The sequence below is a fragment of the Bacillus sp. PPSBB_2 genome, assembly GCF_045291115.1.
Taxonomy (GTDB): Bacteria; Bacillota; Bacilli; order Bacillales; family Bacillaceae_G; genus Bacillus_A; species Bacillus_A cereus.
In genome coordinates, this window is the sequence record NZ_CP147983.1 from 3,450,255 (window position 1) to 3,468,719 (window position 18,465).

The window sequence follows — 18,465 nt, forward strand, 5'->3', positions numbered from 1 at the left end:
AACTAACGTATCAAACTATTTTTAATACATTTAAACTAGCTGTTATCACACCAGATAATGTCGTTACATGCCCAATAGCTAATGGGCCATTTTGTAAAGATAAAGTTGCATTTGAAGAAGTAACTTCAATGACCATCGTATTCGAAACTGCTGGTTCTAATACAAAAGTACCTCCTGTAACATAAAGAATAAAACTCCCTGTGACTTGTGTTCCATTTAAAGTAAGCCTCACTGAAATCGTTTCATTCCCCCCAGTTGGATCGCCTTGAAAATAATAGCTTACTAAATAAATTCCCGGCGTACTTAACGTTACAGTTGTTGCATTTGTTAAACTGACATCAGAACCAAAAACTGTAGATCCAGAATTAATTGGTATTAACGCATTCGCTGCAATTGTACTCGTTGAAGTAGAAAAGAAATAACCGCCCCCGCTAGGTAAGCCAGTCGCTCCTGTCGCTCCCGCTATTCCCAAGAAACCTATTGAACCTGCACTACCAGTTGCTCCTGTCGGTCCCACCACACCACTTGGGCCCTGACTACCTTGTGCTCCAACTGGGCCTATACTACCACTAGCACCTGTCACCCCACTTGCTCCAATTGGGCCTTGCAACCCTTGAATCCCTTGTATACCTTGTATTCCTTGCGGACCCGTTGCACCTGTAATTCCAACATTTCCTTGTGGGCCTTGACTACCTTGCGCTCCTTGGACTCCTTGTGGGCCTGTTATACCGACTTCCCCTGCACTTCCTTGGGGACCGATAATTCCTTGTGCACCTGTTGGACCGATTACTCCCAGCGGACCTTGTATTCCTCGAGAACCTTCTGCACCCGTTGGACCGGTTATACCTTGGTTACCTTGAGGACCTTGTGCCCCTTGTACTCCAACTGCTCCAACTACACCTTGGGAACCTTGCGCTCCTCTTACACCTTGAGGACCTGTTGGACCGGTTATACCTTGCACTCCTTGCGCTCCAATTGGTCCTATCCCACCGCTTACACCTGTTGAACCAGTCGCACCCGTTGGACCTGTTGGACCTCCTGGTGGACCGGGTGGTCCAGCTGGTCCAGTCACCCCACTAGATGGACCAATTGGACCAGTTGTTCCCGTCGGACCGCCCGGTGGTCCTTCTGAGCCTTGAATACCAATGCTACCTGTCGCTCCCGTTATACCTCTTATTCCTTTTATCCCTTGAAAACCTGTTGCTCCCGTTATACCTTGTATTCCTTGCACACCTTGTGGTCCTTGTAAACCTATTGCACCTGTTATCCCCTTTATTCCACTTATACCTTGGGCACCTTGCATTCCAGTAGAACCAGTTGGACCCACTTCCCCTTGTATTCCTTGAGCTCCTTGCGGGCCTTCCTCTCCAGTAATTCCTTGTATACCTTGGAAGCCGTCTTCTCCTTGTATACCAATAGCCCCTTGCTCTCCTTGTATTCCTTGAACACCTTGAGGGCCTTGTGGACCAGTTACACCCGAGACTCCAGTTATGCCTCTCTCTCCTTGCATTCCTTGTGCCCCTGTTTGTCCTCGCTCGCCTATTTCTCCTTGTATTCCTTGTGTGCCTTGTATACCTTGACTACCAGCAGGACCCGTAGCTCCTTGTATTCCTTCTAATCCTTGTACTCCAATATCACCAATTAGACCTTGGTTACCGATTAATCCTTGAGCACCTTGGAGACCAGTCGGGCCAGTTATACCTTGCTCTCCTGTATCACCAATAACCCCTTGTATTCCTTGTGCTCCTGTTGTCCCTCGGGGACCTTGTATTCCCCTGATACCTTGAGGACCTTGGGGCCCAGTTGCTCCCGTCGGTCCAGTCACCCCTGTAGGACCAACAGGACCTTCATGCCCTCCAGTTGGACCGATTGGACCACTATTACCTGTCGGACCCGTTGCTCCTATAAGCGGAAGAGGCAGTGCCACTCCAAATTTTTTGCACTTTCTATGATGACGCACAACAATCCCCCTTCCCCAAAATAATTACACCTTTTATATGAAATGCATTTTTATAACAAAAGTACACATTTAACCTGAATTTTATTAAAATAAAGAAGCCTATCATTTGTTTGAAATGATAGGCTTCTTTTATAAAAACAGTTTATTTTCTATCTTTAATAATAAAAGTAGTCGGCACCATTCTAGCTTTATATAAAGAATAATACTTCGTAGACGGCTCAGTTAGTTCTCCATCAAACGAGCTTGATGGTTCAGGCTCTTCTATTCTCTCAATTTTAAATCCCGCTCTATTTAACTCATTTATGTATGTACTTATTTTTCTCTTATATAATGTCGCTTGTACATTTTCTCCTTTAAATGTTTCAAACGTAATGGGCGTTTCCTCATGATAAGAAGACTTTATAACAACTTCTTCTGTACCATACTGTAAACTTGAACATACTGGGTGCTCCCAACTAAAAATAAAACTTCCTCCTGGCTTTACATATGAATAAATCAGTTCCAACGTTTTTCTTAAATCTGAAGTCCAACCTAATGCATAAATGGAATATACAATATCAAAATACCCTTTCGGAATATCTCCTTCCTCTTCCATTGCTCCGCATACTAACTTTGGATTCCATTCCTTTAACGTCTTATTCGCTATTTCAATTTGTGTACTCGAAAGATCAAGCCCCCATAATTCCTCTGCCCCTTGTTCCGCCATATATTGCAACGAATGCCCACTTCCACAGCCAATATCAAGAACCTTTTTCTTTCTGATTGAATCGAACAAACGAATCTCATCTTCAGACGCCGTATACGGACCATATTTAGGTAAACAATCCACTTGAAAGAAATAAGGTGCAACTGTATCCCAACACTTTTTATTTAAAGCTAACATTTGCGTACCTTTCATATTCTACATTCCCCCATCCATTTTTCTTTCTCTAATATTAATTACATATCATAACCAGATCGCCCTTTTCTCTTCGCCCGGTAGTTTTTCACTTTCGCAATCGTACCGCATGCTCTTCCTCCTTCTTCTCCAGCATACATACCGCACCATCTTTTACTTCCATTTCGCGAATGATCATAAAATACCCAGCGACAATCTGGACATGCTTTTAACCTTCCCCATACATTTTCTTGAATTGACATTAACACAATGCTTAACACTTTTGTATACACATTCTCTTCATATACCGGTTCATATGTAATATCTTTCATATCATCCTTTATATGTACATGAAATGGGTATTTCTCTAACCATTTTTGCAATGATCCTTCGCCTTCAATTGTCATCCGAATATCTTCTCGAAAACCTCTTAATTCCTCTATCGTATGAAATGGAAACTCTTCATCAAAATATTCTTTCATAAAAAGCTTTATGTCTTCTTCTGTTTGCAGCAAATCAATTGGCTCTCTCGTATCGTTTGGTATTCTCCATGTATTTAAAAATTCCCGAATATGTTCTAGTTCATTTGGAGCGTTTTGATTCAATTCGATCCACCTTCTTCTTAAAATTTACTTTTTTCTGACTTTATGTATAATTATAGTATAAAATAGTTAACCATCAAATGATTTTACTGGTTACATAATTAGGAGGATTTCTATGAAAAGTTTCTCAACACCGATACGTTTCATGCTTATTTCTTCATTTTTTATGTCTTTTGGGTATTTTGCAGTATACGCATTTTTAGCTATTTATCTATTAACCTTTCTTCATTTTTCTGCTGTCCAAGTAGGAACAGTGTTGACGGTTATGACAATTACATCACGAGTTATCCCATTATTCTCAGGGTTAATTGCTGACAAAATAGGCTATATCATTATGATGATATCCGGTTTATTTTTGAGAGGAATCGGATTTATCGCTTTAGGAATATGCTCTGATTTCTATACAATTTCTATTTCTTCTGCACTTATTGGCTTCGGAACTGCATTTTACGAACCTGCTGCGCGCGCCATATTCGGTTCACAACCAGCTCATTTGAGAAAAAATTTATTTACATATTTAAACCTTAGCTTTAATTGCGGTGCAATAATCGGACCAATTGCAGGAGGGTTCTTACTCTTACTCGATCCACTCTACGCTTTCTCTCTAACAGGATCTCTTATGCTGTTATTCGCTTTTATCTTTTACTTACTTAAAAATCACTTCCAAGTCACTACTGAAAACACGTCTATTACATTAGGAATACAGGCCATCTTACAAAATAAGTCTTTCCTTCTGTTTTCCTTTATCATGATTTTCTTCTATATTATGTTTACTCAGCTTACTGTCGCACTTCCACTTCATATGAAAAACATTAGTAATAGCAATCAACTTGCTACATTAGTCATTACGATAAATGCAATAACAGGCGTCCTATTTATGGTGTTATTCCGAAAACTCTTTCTCAAATACAACACCCTTTCCTTTATTAAATACGGTGTTTTACTAATGAGTATTTCCTTTTTACTCATTCCTTTATTTCAACACCCATATTGGCTCTTTATTTGTGTAATTTTATTTACAATCGGTGAAACACTTGTATTACCAAACGCTGATATCGCTATTGCAAATTACAGTAATGAATCATATACAGCCACTTTCTTTGGATTTTATCAACTATCACTCGCATTTGGTTTTATCATTGGTAATTATACCGGTACATCTTTTACATCCAACTTAAGCGGAGTGTATACACCATGGCTTATTTTTGGCGGAATAGGGCTTACTGGTTTTATTTCACTACATATTTTGAATATAAAAAAAGTGGCCTCTAAAGAGGATAGATATATACCTATGTAATACAAGCGTCCTATAATAAAAAAAATCGACCATCATATGTGACAGTCGATTTTTTTATTCTTCATATTCAAGATGATTATACCTTTTACAACCAAACAAATAGCACCCACCTATAAAATCCGTTTCAAATTCTAACCCTGGAACATATCCTGATTTAATACGCTCTATCATTGTTTTATAATCATTATTCGCTTCTGTATATTCCTCAATTAACTCTTTCTTATCTTTCTCTGTCCAGTTGTCTTCTACTTCTTCATTCTCGACATCTTTTATTTCTGCTGTTTTCGCTTCGATAGATTCCCGTATCACTTCATTTATACGCGAGAAATGATTCACTTTATATAGAGCATAAACAAATCTACTAATCCAATTAGGACTTTTCCAGCATTTTTTGTATCCCTTTTCGAACCATTCAATTGCTTCTTTATAGCAATTCAACTCAACATATAAATCTGCTACATGAATTTCCCCTAAAAAATTATCAGACTCCCTGTTAAAAGTATCTAACTTCTCTTTTGCTTCTGTCGTTCGTTCTAAATCAATTAAACATTTTACATAGCTATACATGATATAGTCCGAATCCCCTGCAACTCGCAAGAAAAATTCTGAAGCTTTTTCCAGCTCTCCAAGGTTATAATGCGCTACAGCTACATTATGATATGCTTCATCTGATGGTTGAATCGAAATAGACTTTTGTAATGCTTCTTTCGCTTCTGTCCATTTTTCTTGTTTCATGTAAATGTCCCCTAAGATGTTATAAGGAAAGTATGAAGATGGATTCAACTTAACAACTTCTCTTATTAATTCAAGAGCTTTATCATCATTCTCTTCCTCATAAAAATACATCTAGGCAAGATTATTGAGAGATTGTACGTCTCTAGATTCATGTACTGCTTGTTGAAACAGTTCCATTGCTTCCTCATATTTATTTTGTTCAAACATTTCAATTGCCTTCTCATTAATGTTCAAATAACTACCTCCGAAGTAAATGAATTCATCTATTCCCTATCATTATAGTAAAATGTAAAAATTATAATTTCTATAAAAAATTTCTTTTTCTCGTCTACATTTCGATTGAAATAGAAGCTAAAACACACGAATTTACAACAATAAGTAAATTTTTCAGTCTCTCTTACATTGGATATACAGCCTTTTTTAATTTACATATTATGGTAAAATAAAAAGAGTACTAGCTAAACATTTACGCTCCACACTAGCAGTCTAACAATGCCAAAATCAAAAATCACATAGAATCGGAGGGGATGTTATGAAAAGGAAATTACTTGTTCTTCTATTCACCGGAATCATACTATCAGGATGTTCAACTATAGCAGAGAATTCTTTAGAAAGCGGGAAAGGCAGTATGGAATTATTAACACCAACGATCACAGCAAAAGATAATGAGTTAGAAATTAAGACCGAGGGAATTGATGAAAATAAAGTAACTTTTATTTATGTTGCTAATAAAAAAGTGTTAGAACAAAAGCTAAAGAATGGTGAATCCTACAAGCTTAACATTAAAGATATCGAACACGCTCATCGGACAGACTACAAACCAAAAGTTCAACTTTTGCAAACGAAAGATGATAATGATGATGGAGAAATAGTAACCTTCAAACAAGTTAGATATACAGTTAAGAAAAACTAAATTTATAGTTATTTCATTATAAAGTGAAACTTTAATCAGCCCTCACCAATCGGGCTTTTACGGGATAATTGTAACGAACGAAAATATACTTTTAACAGTAGATAACTGTAAGGAGTGTTAACATGAAAAAACGATGGATTTCTTGGTGGATTGGTAACATATTTTGGATTATCGTTTTTGGAATATGGGCCGCTATTATTTGGTTACGAGAGGTTGATGGTGCTGGTGTTATTCAAACACCTGAAATTAAATCCATATCACTTATCGTTATATTAATCGCGTTTATCATACCGGTATTTTTTCAAGTTATATGGCTAATCATTAATTTGAGGATGAGTAGAAAAAATAATTATACGATTTAGTTTTTCAATTAACAATAAAAAAGAGAGGAATCTACATCAAAATAGATTCCTCCCTTTTACATTTGGACTTATACTGCGCTTTTAATGCCGCACTACTCCTCTTTTTTACGATGCATGTTCATCTTTCTTTTTCATTAACGCTCTTTTCTTCATCGCCTTCGTTAAATATCCACCCTTAAACGAGCGAATTTCATACGAAGACATAAACGCTTTCGGTGCAATTTCATTAATGATTTCTAAAAGCTCTTTCTCCCTAGAACGCTTTGCGACGATATCTAAGCGATAACGTATAGAATTAATACCTTCGCCCTCAAATACTGTAACGCCAAATCCAGAGTGACGTAATTCATCTACTAATTCATTACAACGGTCTAGTAAACTAACTTGATACGTAATATAACCAATTGCTAATTTATTCTCTATATAACCGCCTAATAACAGTCCCGCACTAAAGCCAATGACATAGGCAACGATGTTCATCCAATTTGATAAATCTTGAAACACAATACCTAAACTGACAATGTAAATAGCTCCTTCTAACAATCCAACACCAGCAGCGGATCTTGTTTGATTCTTTACAAGCAAAATCGTACGGATTGTTAATATTGGAACGTAAATAATTTGAAGCACAAAAATAAGTAGCGCTTGTAACATTGGTATCCACCTCTTTCAAAAAGTCTTTTGTCATAATAACATACATAACCTTTAGAAATCGATGGGTTTTTTAAAATTTTTTTATTATTTTTCATACTATTGAAAAACACAAAAAAGAAGCGTATTATATTTGTCGTTAATTTGATTACTTGTATCATATCGCTAAACTAAAAAAGGAACCTGATTAGGTCCCTTTCATCATAGCTCTATATTTTTCGAAGCATGTTCTCTTTGCTTCTCTTCTTCTTTCACTAACTGCATATTTGCATACGCTAAATTTGCAATCATTAAAAAGTGACCACCTAAAATACCTGTACCGAATGCCCACATTTCCATTTCATGCTCAATTTCATACATGATGATAGCTCCTAAAATAGCAGCTGCAAATCGGTTTAAAACTCCTAATCCAGGAGCCTTTTCCTTCATTACGATACTTTTTCCGAGTTTCTCCACTCTGCGAGCTAATAACCAAAGACAATAGGCGCTTACTGCTAATCCAATACCGAACCCTGTCACTTGTTTTCCAAACGGAGTAATCGTCCACATAAGTAGTAAACCACTAAAGATCACATACAATTGTAATCGATATACACGTAAGGCTTCTTGAATCAAAATATCCGCTCCTAAGTTCTCATTTTTTGTACTTTAGAAGAAAAGCAGCAACTTACACAGTTGCTGCTTTCTCTTCTTCTTGTTCTTGTTCCATCTTACGAATTTCAACACGTTTAATTTGGTAAGCGTCTTTTTCTAACACTTTAAATTCATAACCTTCCGCCTCAACGTGTTGTCCTTCTTCGATTTCATGATTTTGCATCATAATCCATCCACCGATTGTATCCACATCATCTTCTTCGATGTGTAATCCAAATAAATCTTTCACTTCTGAGATAAGCACTTTTCCATCAACAATAATATGTTGCTCGTTCACATGTTGAATTGGTGGTGCTTCATCTTCATCATATTCGTCACGAATTTCGCCGACGATTTCCTCCAAGATATCTTCAAGCGTTACAATTCCAGCTGTTCCTCCGTACTCATCATATAAAACAGCCATCGGAATTCGCTTCTTCTGCATTTGAAGTAATAAATCGTGAATTGGAGTCGTTTCCATCACTTCAATAATCGGACGCATATACGAGCGAATAGATGATAAATCTTTTTGATCCTCGGTCATATATCGAATAAAGAAATCTTTTACGTTGACCATACCGATAATATCATCTTTATCTTCTCCAAAAATCGGATAACGTGTGTATCGCTCATTTTGGATTACTTTCATGTGTTCTTCTACTGAATCTTCCAGGTAGAAACCAACGATTTCTGTTCGCGGTACCATAATCTCTTTTGCAATGCGATTATCAAATTCAAAAATGTTATTTACATACTTGTATTCAGCTTGATTAATTTCGCCACTTTCATAGCTATCTGAAAGGATAAGACGTAATTCTTCTTCTGTATGAGCTACTTCATGTTCTGAAGCTGGCTTTAAACCGAATAAACCAGTTATCACACGAGCTGAACCGTTCAATACCCAAATAAATGGATACATTACTTTATAGAACATCATTAATGGACCTGCCAATAATAACGTTACCCTTTCAGCCTTTTGAATTGCCATCGTTTTTGGAGCTAATTCCCCTACTACAACGTGTAAATACGTCATAATCATAAAAGCAAGACCAAATGTTAGTACTGATGAAATAGAAGGATTTAAGTTCCATTTCTCAAATAACGGGTGTAATAACTTTTCAATTGTCGGTTCACCTAACCAACCTAATCCCATAGCTGTAACTGTAATACCTAATTGACAAGCAGATAAATATTCATCTAAATTTGTTGTTACCTTTTTCGCTGCTAAAGCACCGCGTTTTCCTTCCGCAACAAGCTGATCGATACGGCTTGAACGTATCTTTACAATCGCAAACTCTGCTGCTACGAAAAATCCAGTAAATGCGATTAAAATCGCAACCATGACTAAATTAAATATTTCCAATGAATCCCCTTAGTTAAAAAACTAAGGTGTCCACCTCCTGTATACTATAATGTTTTCTTATTTGTTTGTTAGAAAACATAGCCCGATACAAAAATTAAAGAGGTCGGATTTCACTTATTCTATAATAATAGAGCAAGTGTCTGTATTAAAGCTGTCGTTTGACCAGATAAAGATTTCGATATTTTTTCACGTTGTGAATCAGTCAATCCATCTAAAAGCGGCTTTAACTCAGTAAGCTCCACTTCTAATTGATGAATATGGTCTGTCACTTCATTCACTTGTTTCGAAACGTGTTCATTGATACCGAGCAGCTTCTTCTTCTCCTCGATTTTCTCTTTAATCTCACAAAGCGGCATATGCATTTCTTTGCACTTCTCAATAAATTGTAATGTCTCAAATGCTGTTTCGTCGTAATAGCGATAATTAGATTGAGATCGCTCCGCTTTTAAGATACCTAGATTCGTATAATAATCAATCGTTCGTTTCGACACGTGAGCCATGAGAGCCAACTGTCCGATTCGATACACCTTCCCAACGATCTTCCCCCCTTGTTTATATTACTTACATCATACAACACATAAACTGTACAGTCAAACGTGACGGTTTATTATTCACAATTTATACAAAATTCCAATCTCCTCCTATGATGATTCAATACGAGTAATCTACACTTATACAATAAAATTACTAAACTACTACCTAATCACTACATTGTCTGCCACTTTTAACCTTTCTTATTTAAAAGCATATCCTACTAATAATGATTGCTTGTATAGGAGGGAATTAATATGAAAAAGACAATCATTTCTCATTTTTATAATGAAGAATACCTACTTCCATGGTGGCTTATGCATCACACGAAAATATTCGATCACGGCATTTTAATTAATAGAGGGTCTACAGATCGTTCCGTAGAGATTTGTAAACTATTAGCACCCCACTGGGAAGTACGAAATTCAAGATTTCTTGAGTTTGATCCAACTAATACTGATATTGAAGTGATGGAAATTGAAAGAGAAGTTTCAGGTTGGAAAATCGTTTTAAATACTACTGAATTCTTTTGTTGTAATAATACTGAAGAATTTTTTTCATCTCTTCATACACTAGGCCAAAACATGTATGCGATTAGAATGATTTTAATGATAGATAATCATAATTATAATTATTCAAAGCCTAGATATTCTATCCCCTTAGTAGAACAGCGATACCACGGTGTCTTCCCTTATAACCCAAATCTCGGATGTGCTTGGAGATTTATTCACAATCATCTAGACGGTGCATATTTACCTGGTAGACATCATTCGCGGCACGGATATATAATTTATGACTATCCTTCATTTATTTTAAAATTTTATTTTAGCCCTTGGAATGAACAATCAAAGGCAAGAAAATTACAAATTACACCTACCCTTTCAAAAAGGGGTGTTCAAATGGGACTTCAAACACATTACGGTCAATCTCCTGAAGTACTGGACATACGTTTTTTAGAGCTTAGTAACCTAACACAAGACCTCCGTCATAACCCTGAATATCAAGAATTATTTCCAAAATTCAAACCGTAATATTTTCTGCATCGTCATCACCTCAAACATTTTCATTCACTTAATCAAAAACAATCTCATTTGCATAAAACATGAATACTGTATAAATAATAAATTTTTATTTTAGGAGGAAAAAATGAAAGCTGTTATTCTTGCTGGTGGGTACGGTACAAGAATTGGGGAAGAAACACATTTAAAACCGAAACCTATGATTGAAATTGGAACAAAGCCCATTCTATGGCACATTATGAGTTTGTATAGTCATTACGGGATTACTGAGTTTATTATTTGCTTAGGCTATAAAGGATATGCAATTAAAGAGTTCTTTCTAAATTACAACTTACACATGTCTGATTTCACAATACAGTTAAACGATAATACAATTACTAGCCATTCTCATCGTGTAGAACCATGGAAAGTTACACTAATCGATACTGGTGTAAATACCGAAACGGGTGGCCGAGTGAAAAAGATTCAAAATTATGTCGGAGACGAACCTTTCTGCCTCACTTATGGTGATGGATTAAGTAATGTAAATATAAAAGAACTTATTACATTCCATAAAAAACATGGAAAAATGGCTACTGTTACTGCCGTACAACCTCCTGGTAGATTTGGTTCTCTCATATTAGATAAACAGTCTGTAACATCTTTTCAAGAAAAACCATTAGGTGATGGCGGATGGGTTAACGGTGGATTTTTCGTTTTAAATCCTGAAGTTTTCAATTACATTAGTGGAGATAAGTCTGTTTTTGAAACAGACACTTTAGTTCAGTTAGTAAACAAAAATGAATTGGCCGCATATCAACATTCTGGTTTTTGGCATCCGATGGATACATTGCGCGATAAAAATAAATTAGTCGAGCTATGGGAAAGTAATAACGCTCCGTGGAAGGTTTGGTAATATGGCTTCATCATCTTTTTGGAATAAGAAAAAAGTATTTATTACAGGACATACTGGATTTAAAGGCTCCTGGCTCACCCTTTTCTTAAGTTCTTTAGGTGCAGAAGTAGTAGGCTTTTCTTCTCATCCCCCATCCATTCCTAACATTTTTGAACAAGGTAACGTAGCAAAAGAGTGCACGACAATGAAAGGCGATATTACAGATTACCATTCTTTATTTCATGCCATGAAGCAGCATAAACCTGACATAATATTTCATTTAGCAGCTCAGCCAATCGTAACCGCTTCATACAAAAATCCTATCGATACATTCAAAACGAATGTTTTAGGTACTGTCCACGTGCTAGAAGCAGCAAAGTCCGTCGAAAGCGTACGTGCCATTATTAATGTGACAAGCGATAAATGTTATGAGAATGACGGTAGTGGCGACCGAGCGTTCGTGGAAAATGACCGACTAGGAGGTTTCGATCCTTATAGCGCTAGTAAAGCTTGCGCTGAAATAGCGGCAACATCCTATCAAAAATCATTCTTCCGCACTAATACCCAGAAACTCGCCTCAGTCAGAGCTGGTAACGTCATCGGCGGTGGTGATTGGGCAGAAGACCGATTATTCCCTGATATCATTCGGGCATATTTGCACAATCATACTTTGTGTATTCGAAACAAATATGCCGTCCGTCCGTGGCAACATGTTTTAGATCCTCTACATGGCTATATCCTTTTAGCTGAGAAACTTTGGAATGATGCTAAATATGCAGAAGCGTGGAATTTCGGCCCAATGAATGAACCTAACAGAACCGTTCATGATGTCATTGAATCTGTAATAAAATTATGGAATAACTCACTAACAATCATTTCCTCCTCTACAAATACTCCTTATGAATCACCTGTTTTAACACTCGATAGTACAAAAGCAGTAAACAAACTCGGCTGGACTCCTAAGTTATCAACAGATGATGCTATCGCTTGGACTGTTGATTGGTACAAAAAATATGCATCTGGTGAAAATATAGAATCTTTCACACGACAACAAATCGATGCATTCAAAAATTTATAAGGAGGCTATAAAATGGAACAGAAAAAATGCCGTTTTTGCCACTCATTACTAACCAACACTTTTTTAGATTTGGGCGTTTCCCCTCTTGCTAATTCATTTGTAGCTCCTGAAAGCTCATATAAAATGGAACCTTTTTATCCGCTGCACACATTTGTTTGTAACTCTTGTTTACTCGTACAGCTAGATGAATTTGAATCCCCACAAAATATTTTTCATAACTATTTATACTTCAGCTCTTACTCCTCAAGTTGGCTACTACACGCTAAACAATATGTAGAAATGGCGATTAAGCGTTTCAACTTAACGAAACATTCAAAAGTGATTGAAATCGCAAGTAACGATGGGTACTTATTACAATACTTTAAAAAAGAAAATATCGAGACATTGGGAATTGAACCCGCGAAAAACGTAGCAGAAATTGCTATCAAAAAAGGAATTCCTACTCATGTGAATTTTTTCAGTAATGACTTAGCAAAAAAATTGCCACAAGCTGATTTAATCGTCGCAAATAACGTATTAGCACATGTTCCAAACTTGCATGATTTTGTTGCCGGTTTAAAAACGTTATTAAAACAAGATGGCACGATAACAATTGAATTCCCACACTTATTAAACCTCATATCCTTTAAACAGTTCGATACTATCTACCATGAGCACTTTTCCTACTTCTCACTTATAAGCCTTCAAAAAGTTTTAAGTTATCATCATTTACAAATTGTTGATGTAGAAGAACTTTCAACGCATGGTGGTTCCTTACGGATTTTTGTAAACCATCGAAGTGCCCAATCAACTATCCATTCCAATGTTACAAAATTAATTCAAAAAGAAGTCGACCACGGGTTAGATACTTTAGATTGCTATCTCCTTTTTTCTAAACGCATCGAACAATTGAAAATAAATATTTTAAAGTTTTTTATTGAAGCGAAAGCTTTAAACAAACAAATTATCGGTTACGGTGCTCCAGCTAAAGGAAACACCCTTTTGAATTATTGCGGGATAGGTAAAGAATTTCTAGCTTATACAGTAGATAAAAATCCTCACAAACAAAATCTCCTTTTACCAGGAACTCGTATTCCAATAAAATCTCCAGCAGAAATTAAACGTACAAAACCGGATTACATTCTTATACTTCCTTGGAATTTGAAAGACGAAATTATGAAAGAATGCTCTTTCATTCGTGAATGGGGCGGTAAATTTTTAGTGACGGTTCCAGAAATTGAGGTGATCGAGCCATGAAGAAAGTTGTTGTAACAGGTGGTAGTGGCTGGATAGGTAAATATGTTGTACATTCACTTATACAAAAGGGATATGAAGTGCACGCCACGTATAATAAAAATAACCCCTCTCACCTCCCTTGCCATTGGCATAAAGTAAACTTGCTTCGCGATGACGAAGTAAAACAATTCATTTCGGATGTTCAGCCTAGCCATCTCATTCACCTTGCTTGGGAAGCGGTGCCACCAGCATGCTATGTATCTATTAATAATTACTATTGGCTAAAGTCTAGTATTTCATTGATTCAACACTTCACAACATGCGGCGGAAAGCGTGTTGTCGTTGCAGGTACTGGCGCAGAGTACGAATGGTTTAACGGCGTATTATTTGAAGATTCACCGCTCCTTTCCTATAAAACCCCGTATTCTTTATGTAAAAATGCACTGCACTCCTGGCTAGAAACGTATGCACAACAAACAGGCCTCAGCATGTGTTGGGGCCGCATTTTTCATATGTATGGACCTCACGAACAAGGTAATCGGCTCGTTTCTAACATTATCACTTCCTTATTAAAAAACGAGGAAGCACTATGTACACATGGAAAACAATCGAGAGATTTCCTCCATGTGAGTGACGTCGCTGACGCTCTCGTAACAATATTAGAACACAGCGTTACAGGCACCATCAATATCGCTTCTGGTCAATCTGTACAAATTAAAAAGTTAGCTTCTATCATTGCTAAAAAGATAGGAAAAGAACATTTAATTAAACTAGGTGCAATCCCTTTCTCTAAAGATGAACCTTTATTTGTCGGGGTTAATGTAGAACGTTTAAAAACTGAAGTAAACTGGAAACCAACATACGATCTAAATACAGGAATTGAAGAAACAATTTTATGGTGGAAATCATTTATACAAAAACATAACGATATGCATCATTAAAACGTAAATCCTTCGTTCCTCTCGCTAATTCCTTATACCATTCTCCTAATCTTTCCGACGTAATAATATGATGCGTCCCCATTCCCCCATGCTTACTAGCTTCAGAAAGAGTCGGACCAATTTGTAACTTTCTCTTTCTCATCGCATCGTTCCACGGACTAAACCCAAACCATAATATACAGGCAAGAGGTGGATAAATCATCGATTCATGCGCAGATAAATGTCTTCCAACCGTATAACTTCCATGCTCATGATTATGAATAAATCTACCTCTTCTCCATAACGGCCAATCTTCTGGTAAATAACCATGAAATCGCTGTTTCATTAAAGGTATTCCAAAGTTAAGGTCCGGATAGTTGTAGTTAGGATCATCAACCATAATAAGCCCGTCCAGCCAATACATCCTCCCCCCCAATTCATTTAGCGATTTCCAAAACTGATTTTTATCTTGCACGCAAAGAAACTCAGTCGTATTTAAAATCATTTTCCATCCTTGTACTTCTTGTTCTATCCTCATCACTTCATGATCTGTCGCATATGCATCAAACTCTGGATTTACAGAATCTCGCACCTCCCAATGCGGTGCGAATTTTTTACAAATCTCAACGGAACGATCTGTTGAACCTTTATTAATTAAAATACCATGATCAAAAAGTTTCGTATGATGCATAAGCCACCATGGCAATAAATACTCTTCATTGTAAAAATGTGAAATAACGGTTGTAGTTATAATAATCTCCTCCTCTTTCTCTATTAATCTACTTTTTATCCTACAACCAATATACTCATAAGCAAAAATATGTTTCCTAATTATTGATCAAATATTATTATTAATATTTTTGTAAGTTTTCCTTTGGTACCCAGCCCTTCTCACCATCTCTTCCTTCGCACCAAACCCATCCATTCAATTCTTCTAATCCGATCAATCTTTCTCCAATACTCACATTTAATTCTTTCGCAGTATATTGTTTTATAATAATTCCTGTTCCATTCATATCTTTTCTTATAATTTGCTCCGGAACCCATCCTTTCCGGTTATACTTCTCTTCGTGACAAAACATCCAGTTTTCCCAGTTTTCCGGACCAGCGTAACTCTCTATCATTTTCACTACATCCCCCTCTTCTAAGCGAATTGGATTAGGATAATTGCTAACATGTGATTTTATAACGATATATTTCATAACAACCTCCAATAATCAGAAAATTAAGTTATAATATCATTATAACTTAAAGAGGAGGAATGCACGCATGTACTACAACACTTCATTCGAAAACGATCAACCTGTAGGCCGTCTATAAACTAAGACGGGCAATCATATAACACATACACTACGCCTCGTCTTAGGGAACTCATAATACCCTAAAAATAGACGGAGGTACTTTACATGAAACAAACAATTTTAGGAGCTATATATTTATCACTAGCAGCAAGTATATGGGGCGGTATGTATGTTGTTAGCAAATACGTACTCGATTTTATCCCACCACTAACACTCGTTTGGCTACGCTTTATTATCGCTTTTGTTGTTTTGTATGGCATTTTAAAACTAGCTGAGAAAAAGCAAAAGAAAAAAGTAACCATTCGCAAAAAAGATTGGCTCCTCTTCGCTTGGATTGGATTTATCGGCTATTTCATTTCGATCACATGCCAATTTATCGGAACAAAATTATCCGACGCTCATACAGGCTCGTTAGTTACATCAGCTACACCTGCATTTATGGTTATATTTGCAGCGCTCATTTTGAAAGAGAAACTAACTGCTCGTAGACTTTTATCTACTATAATAGCGACAATCGGTGTCATTATCGTAATCGGATGGGACATTGAAATCGGCTCTTATTTTATCGGAACAATCATTTTAGTTGGAGCTGCTATTACGTGGGCTTTACTATCTATTCATGTAAAAATCGCTTCAATCCAATTTTCATCCTTAGTTATTACAACGTACGCAATTTTCTTTTCACTCTTTTTTATTACACCTTTTATGATATGGGAACTACAAGCGGCCTCTATCGGAACAGTAAATACGTACGTCATATTAGGCGTATTATACTTAGGAATCGTCTCAACAGCAGGTGCCTTTTTCCTTTGGAATAAAGGATTGGAATTAATGGATGCAAGCATCGGTTCCTTATTTTTCTTCTTCCAACCTATCGTTGGATCGTTACTTGGCTGGCTCTTATTAAATGAGACATTAAATAGTAACTTTTTCATTGGTGGTATTCTCATTATATGTAGCGTTTTCATTACTACTTTTGAAAAGAAATAAAAAGCAGGCAGAGATTCTTAGTCTCTGCCTGTTCGCATAATTGGATCTTGGTCGTGAAAACCAATACAAATCGGTATATATCATAATACTTCGCTTCTATTTGCTCTACTGCTAACGAAAAGACATCCTCTTGCATCTCTTCTAAATACTGAAATATATCCACACTAAACACTCCTCACTCTTTACGCACTCCAATGCGATGGACGGGACAATAATTTCGGTAATTTCGTATGCTTATCCCCTCTCGCAGCATTAACTTGAACTTGCGTCAGAAAAATACTATTAGTAAAATCAGCCCCGCGAATATCTGCATCTCGCAAATCTGCTCCGATGAGATCTGCTCCTCTTAAATCTGCTCCATTTAAGTTAGCCGCAATTAAATAAGCTCCTCTTAAATTTGCACCTTGTAAATTTTTCTTTTTCAGATTCGCTCCCATAAGGTCTGCTCCGCGGTGAATGATTCGTTTCTTACGCGCAGTATTCATTTCCTTCCATACTAGTTCGCTCGTTTCTAAAAGGAGAATGTTCACCTCTGCCCTATGCATTGGAACATTTATTTTCATTAACTCATCTGGATTTAAATTCGAAAGTCGCTCTGTCTCCTCAATTGCGTTCTCCAGCTCTTTATGAATTGGCTGTGTTGCCTTTAAAAGAATCGCCTCATTCAAATACCAAAGCATTTCATGAAGTTGATGCATAACTGGAAAAGCATCGTACATTTTTCTTGCATGCTTTGCATCTTTCCGCCAATCAATCCCTTTAAACGTACCCTGAGAAATCTTCTGTCCAGCACCGAAACACTCAAATACTGTACAACCTTTATAACCTTTTCCTCTAAGATTTTTATGTATACTACATTTAAAATCTGATTGTAAGTTGGAACATGGTTTACCACCATCTTTATTCACTGCAAAATCTACCGATGCTGCGAACGGTAATGCAACGCAACATAGACCGAAGCATTTTTCGCAGTTTGCTTTTAAATGATCGTTATGATTAGTCAAAATCTATACCCCCTGTTGTCTTTTGACTATTTCATAATATTCCAACTGTAATAAATAATCAATTTTAAAATAAACCAGCATCTTTCGTTTCAATTCATAACTTTATCATTCGATTTCCTTTCAATTGAAAAGGACTATTT

Annotated in this window: 19 protein-coding genes and 1 pseudogene; 9 read left to right on the forward strand and 11 right to left on the reverse strand. The window is 36.6% G+C overall.

The window, feature by feature from the left end; translation table 11 throughout:
• Positions 1 to 10: 10 nt before the first annotated feature.
• The 3 genes from V6946_RS17085 to V6946_RS17095 all read right to left on the reverse strand — a co-directional run bounded on the left by V6946_RS17085 (position 11) and on the right by V6946_RS17095 (position 3,442).
• Positions 11 to 1,960, reverse strand: a complete 1,950-nt coding sequence (locus tag V6946_RS17085) for a BclA C-terminal domain-containing protein (protein ID WP_366981517.1) — start codon at positions 1,958 to 1,960, stop codon at positions 11 to 13.
• A gap of 142 nt (positions 1,961 to 2,102) precedes the next feature.
• Positions 2,103 to 2,858, reverse strand: coding sequence for a bifunctional 2-polyprenyl-6-hydroxyphenol methylase/3-demethylubiquinol 3-O-methyltransferase UbiG (locus tag V6946_RS17090; RefSeq protein ID WP_006922531.1), 756 nt, complete (start codon positions 2,856 to 2,858; stop codon positions 2,103 to 2,105).
• A 41-nt stretch (positions 2,859 to 2,899) separates the two neighbouring features.
• Entirely contained in the window at positions 2,900 to 3,442 is a 543-nt protein-coding gene (locus tag V6946_RS17095; RefSeq protein ID WP_006922529.1) for a CGNR zinc finger domain-containing protein, read from the reverse strand.
• 112 nt (positions 3,443 to 3,554) lie between these two features.
• Here V6946_RS17095 and V6946_RS17100 point away from each other — a divergent pair, with 112 nt between their 5' ends.
• Positions 3,555 to 4,736 carry an MFS transporter gene (locus V6946_RS17100; protein WP_366981515.1) on the forward strand — a complete coding sequence of 394 codons (1,182 nt, stop codon included), beginning with the start codon at positions 3,555 to 3,557 and terminating at the stop codon, positions 4,734 to 4,736.
• A 54-nt stretch (positions 4,737 to 4,790) separates the two neighbouring features.
• Here the strand turns inward: V6946_RS17100 and V6946_RS17105 are convergent.
• Positions 4,791 to 5,705, reverse strand: a pseudogene (locus V6946_RS17105) (tetratricopeptide repeat protein).
• A gap of 298 nt (positions 5,706 to 6,003) precedes the next feature.
• Between V6946_RS17105 and V6946_RS17110 the strand changes: the two are divergent.
• Positions 6,004 to 6,384: a hypothetical protein gene (locus V6946_RS17110; protein WP_006922522.1), complete on the forward strand. Its 381-nt coding sequence runs from the start codon at positions 6,004 to 6,006 to the stop codon at positions 6,382 to 6,384.
• Between the two features lie 122 nt (positions 6,385 to 6,506).
• On the forward strand, positions 6,507 to 6,746 hold the full coding sequence (locus tag V6946_RS17115; protein ID WP_016122886.1) for a DUF3923 family protein: 240 nt from the start codon (positions 6,507 to 6,509) through the stop codon (positions 6,744 to 6,746).
• A gap of 105 nt (positions 6,747 to 6,851) precedes the next feature.
• On the opposite strand, the gene V6946_RS17120 is transcribed toward V6946_RS17115, so the two are convergent.
• The 4 genes from V6946_RS17120 to V6946_RS17135 all read right to left on the reverse strand — a co-directional run bounded on the left by V6946_RS17120 (position 6,852) and on the right by V6946_RS17135 (position 9,920).
• Entirely contained in the window at positions 6,852 to 7,400 is a 549-nt protein-coding gene (locus V6946_RS17120; RefSeq protein WP_000938438.1) for a DUF2179 domain-containing protein, read from the reverse strand.
• A gap of 198 nt (positions 7,401 to 7,598) precedes the next feature.
• Positions 7,599 to 8,012, reverse strand: coding sequence for an ATP synthase subunit I (locus V6946_RS17125; RefSeq protein WP_000613876.1), 414 nt, complete (start codon positions 8,010 to 8,012; stop codon positions 7,599 to 7,601).
• Between the two features lie 52 nt (positions 8,013 to 8,064).
• Positions 8,065 to 9,393, reverse strand: a complete 1,329-nt coding sequence (locus V6946_RS17130; protein WP_000402258.1) for a hemolysin family protein — start codon at positions 9,391 to 9,393, stop codon at positions 8,065 to 8,067.
• Between the two features lie 119 nt (positions 9,394 to 9,512).
• Entirely contained in the window at positions 9,513 to 9,920 is a 408-nt protein-coding gene (locus tag V6946_RS17135) for a MerR family transcriptional regulator (protein ID WP_000285635.1), read from the reverse strand.
• A 261-nt stretch (positions 9,921 to 10,181) separates the two neighbouring features.
• On the opposite strand from V6946_RS17135, the gene V6946_RS17140 reads away from it, so the two are divergent.
• The 5 genes from V6946_RS17140 (at position 10,182) to V6946_RS17160 (ending at position 15,051) form a co-directional block, all read left to right on the forward strand.
• Positions 10,182 to 10,955, forward strand: coding sequence for a glycosyltransferase family 2 protein (locus tag V6946_RS17140; protein ID WP_000750973.1), 774 nt, complete (start codon positions 10,182 to 10,184; stop codon positions 10,953 to 10,955).
• 115 nt (positions 10,956 to 11,070) lie between these two features.
• Positions 11,071 to 11,838, forward strand: coding sequence for a glucose-1-phosphate cytidylyltransferase (gene rfbF, locus V6946_RS17145; protein WP_000648807.1), 768 nt, complete (start codon positions 11,071 to 11,073; stop codon positions 11,836 to 11,838).
• A 1-nt stretch (position 11,839) separates the two neighbouring features.
• Positions 11,840 to 12,895, forward strand: coding sequence for a CDP-glucose 4,6-dehydratase (gene rfbG, locus V6946_RS17150; protein ID WP_006922515.1), 1,056 nt, complete (start codon positions 11,840 to 11,842; stop codon positions 12,893 to 12,895).
• Positions 12,896 to 12,907: 12 nt separating this feature from the next.
• On the forward strand, positions 12,908 to 14,131 hold the full coding sequence (locus V6946_RS17155) for a class I SAM-dependent methyltransferase (protein WP_006922514.1): 1,224 nt from the start codon (positions 12,908 to 12,910) through the stop codon (positions 14,129 to 14,131).
• Positions 14,128 to 15,051 (forward strand): NAD(P)-dependent oxidoreductase, encoded by a 924-nt coding sequence (locus V6946_RS17160; RefSeq protein ID WP_000758375.1) that lies wholly within the window; start codon positions 14,128 to 14,130, stop codon positions 15,049 to 15,051. Before V6946_RS17155 ends, V6946_RS17160 begins: the two co-directional genes overlap by 4 nt.
• Here the strand turns inward: V6946_RS17160 and V6946_RS17165 are convergent.
• Positions 15,020 to 15,820, reverse strand: a complete 801-nt coding sequence (locus tag V6946_RS17165) for a glycosyltransferase family 2 protein (protein WP_076774856.1) — start codon at positions 15,818 to 15,820, stop codon at positions 15,020 to 15,022. The genes V6946_RS17160 and V6946_RS17165 overlap by 32 nt on opposite strands.
• A gap of 61 nt (positions 15,821 to 15,881) precedes the next feature.
• Entirely contained in the window at positions 15,882 to 16,232 is a 351-nt protein-coding gene (locus tag V6946_RS17170) for an SH3 domain-containing protein (protein WP_000875289.1), read from the reverse strand.
• A 204-nt stretch (positions 16,233 to 16,436) separates the two neighbouring features.
• On the opposite strand from V6946_RS17170, the gene V6946_RS17175 reads away from it, so the two are divergent.
• Complete coding sequence (locus V6946_RS17175) at positions 16,437 to 17,321, forward strand: DMT family transporter (protein WP_000814760.1); 885 nt, start codon at positions 16,437 to 16,439, stop codon at positions 17,319 to 17,321.
• A 182-nt stretch (positions 17,322 to 17,503) separates the two neighbouring features.
• On the opposite strand, the gene V6946_RS17180 is transcribed toward V6946_RS17175, so the two are convergent.
• Positions 17,504 to 18,325, reverse strand: a complete 822-nt coding sequence (locus V6946_RS17180) for a pentapeptide repeat-containing protein (protein WP_000181428.1) — start codon at positions 18,323 to 18,325, stop codon at positions 17,504 to 17,506.
• Positions 18,326 to 18,465: the final 140 nt, after the last annotated feature.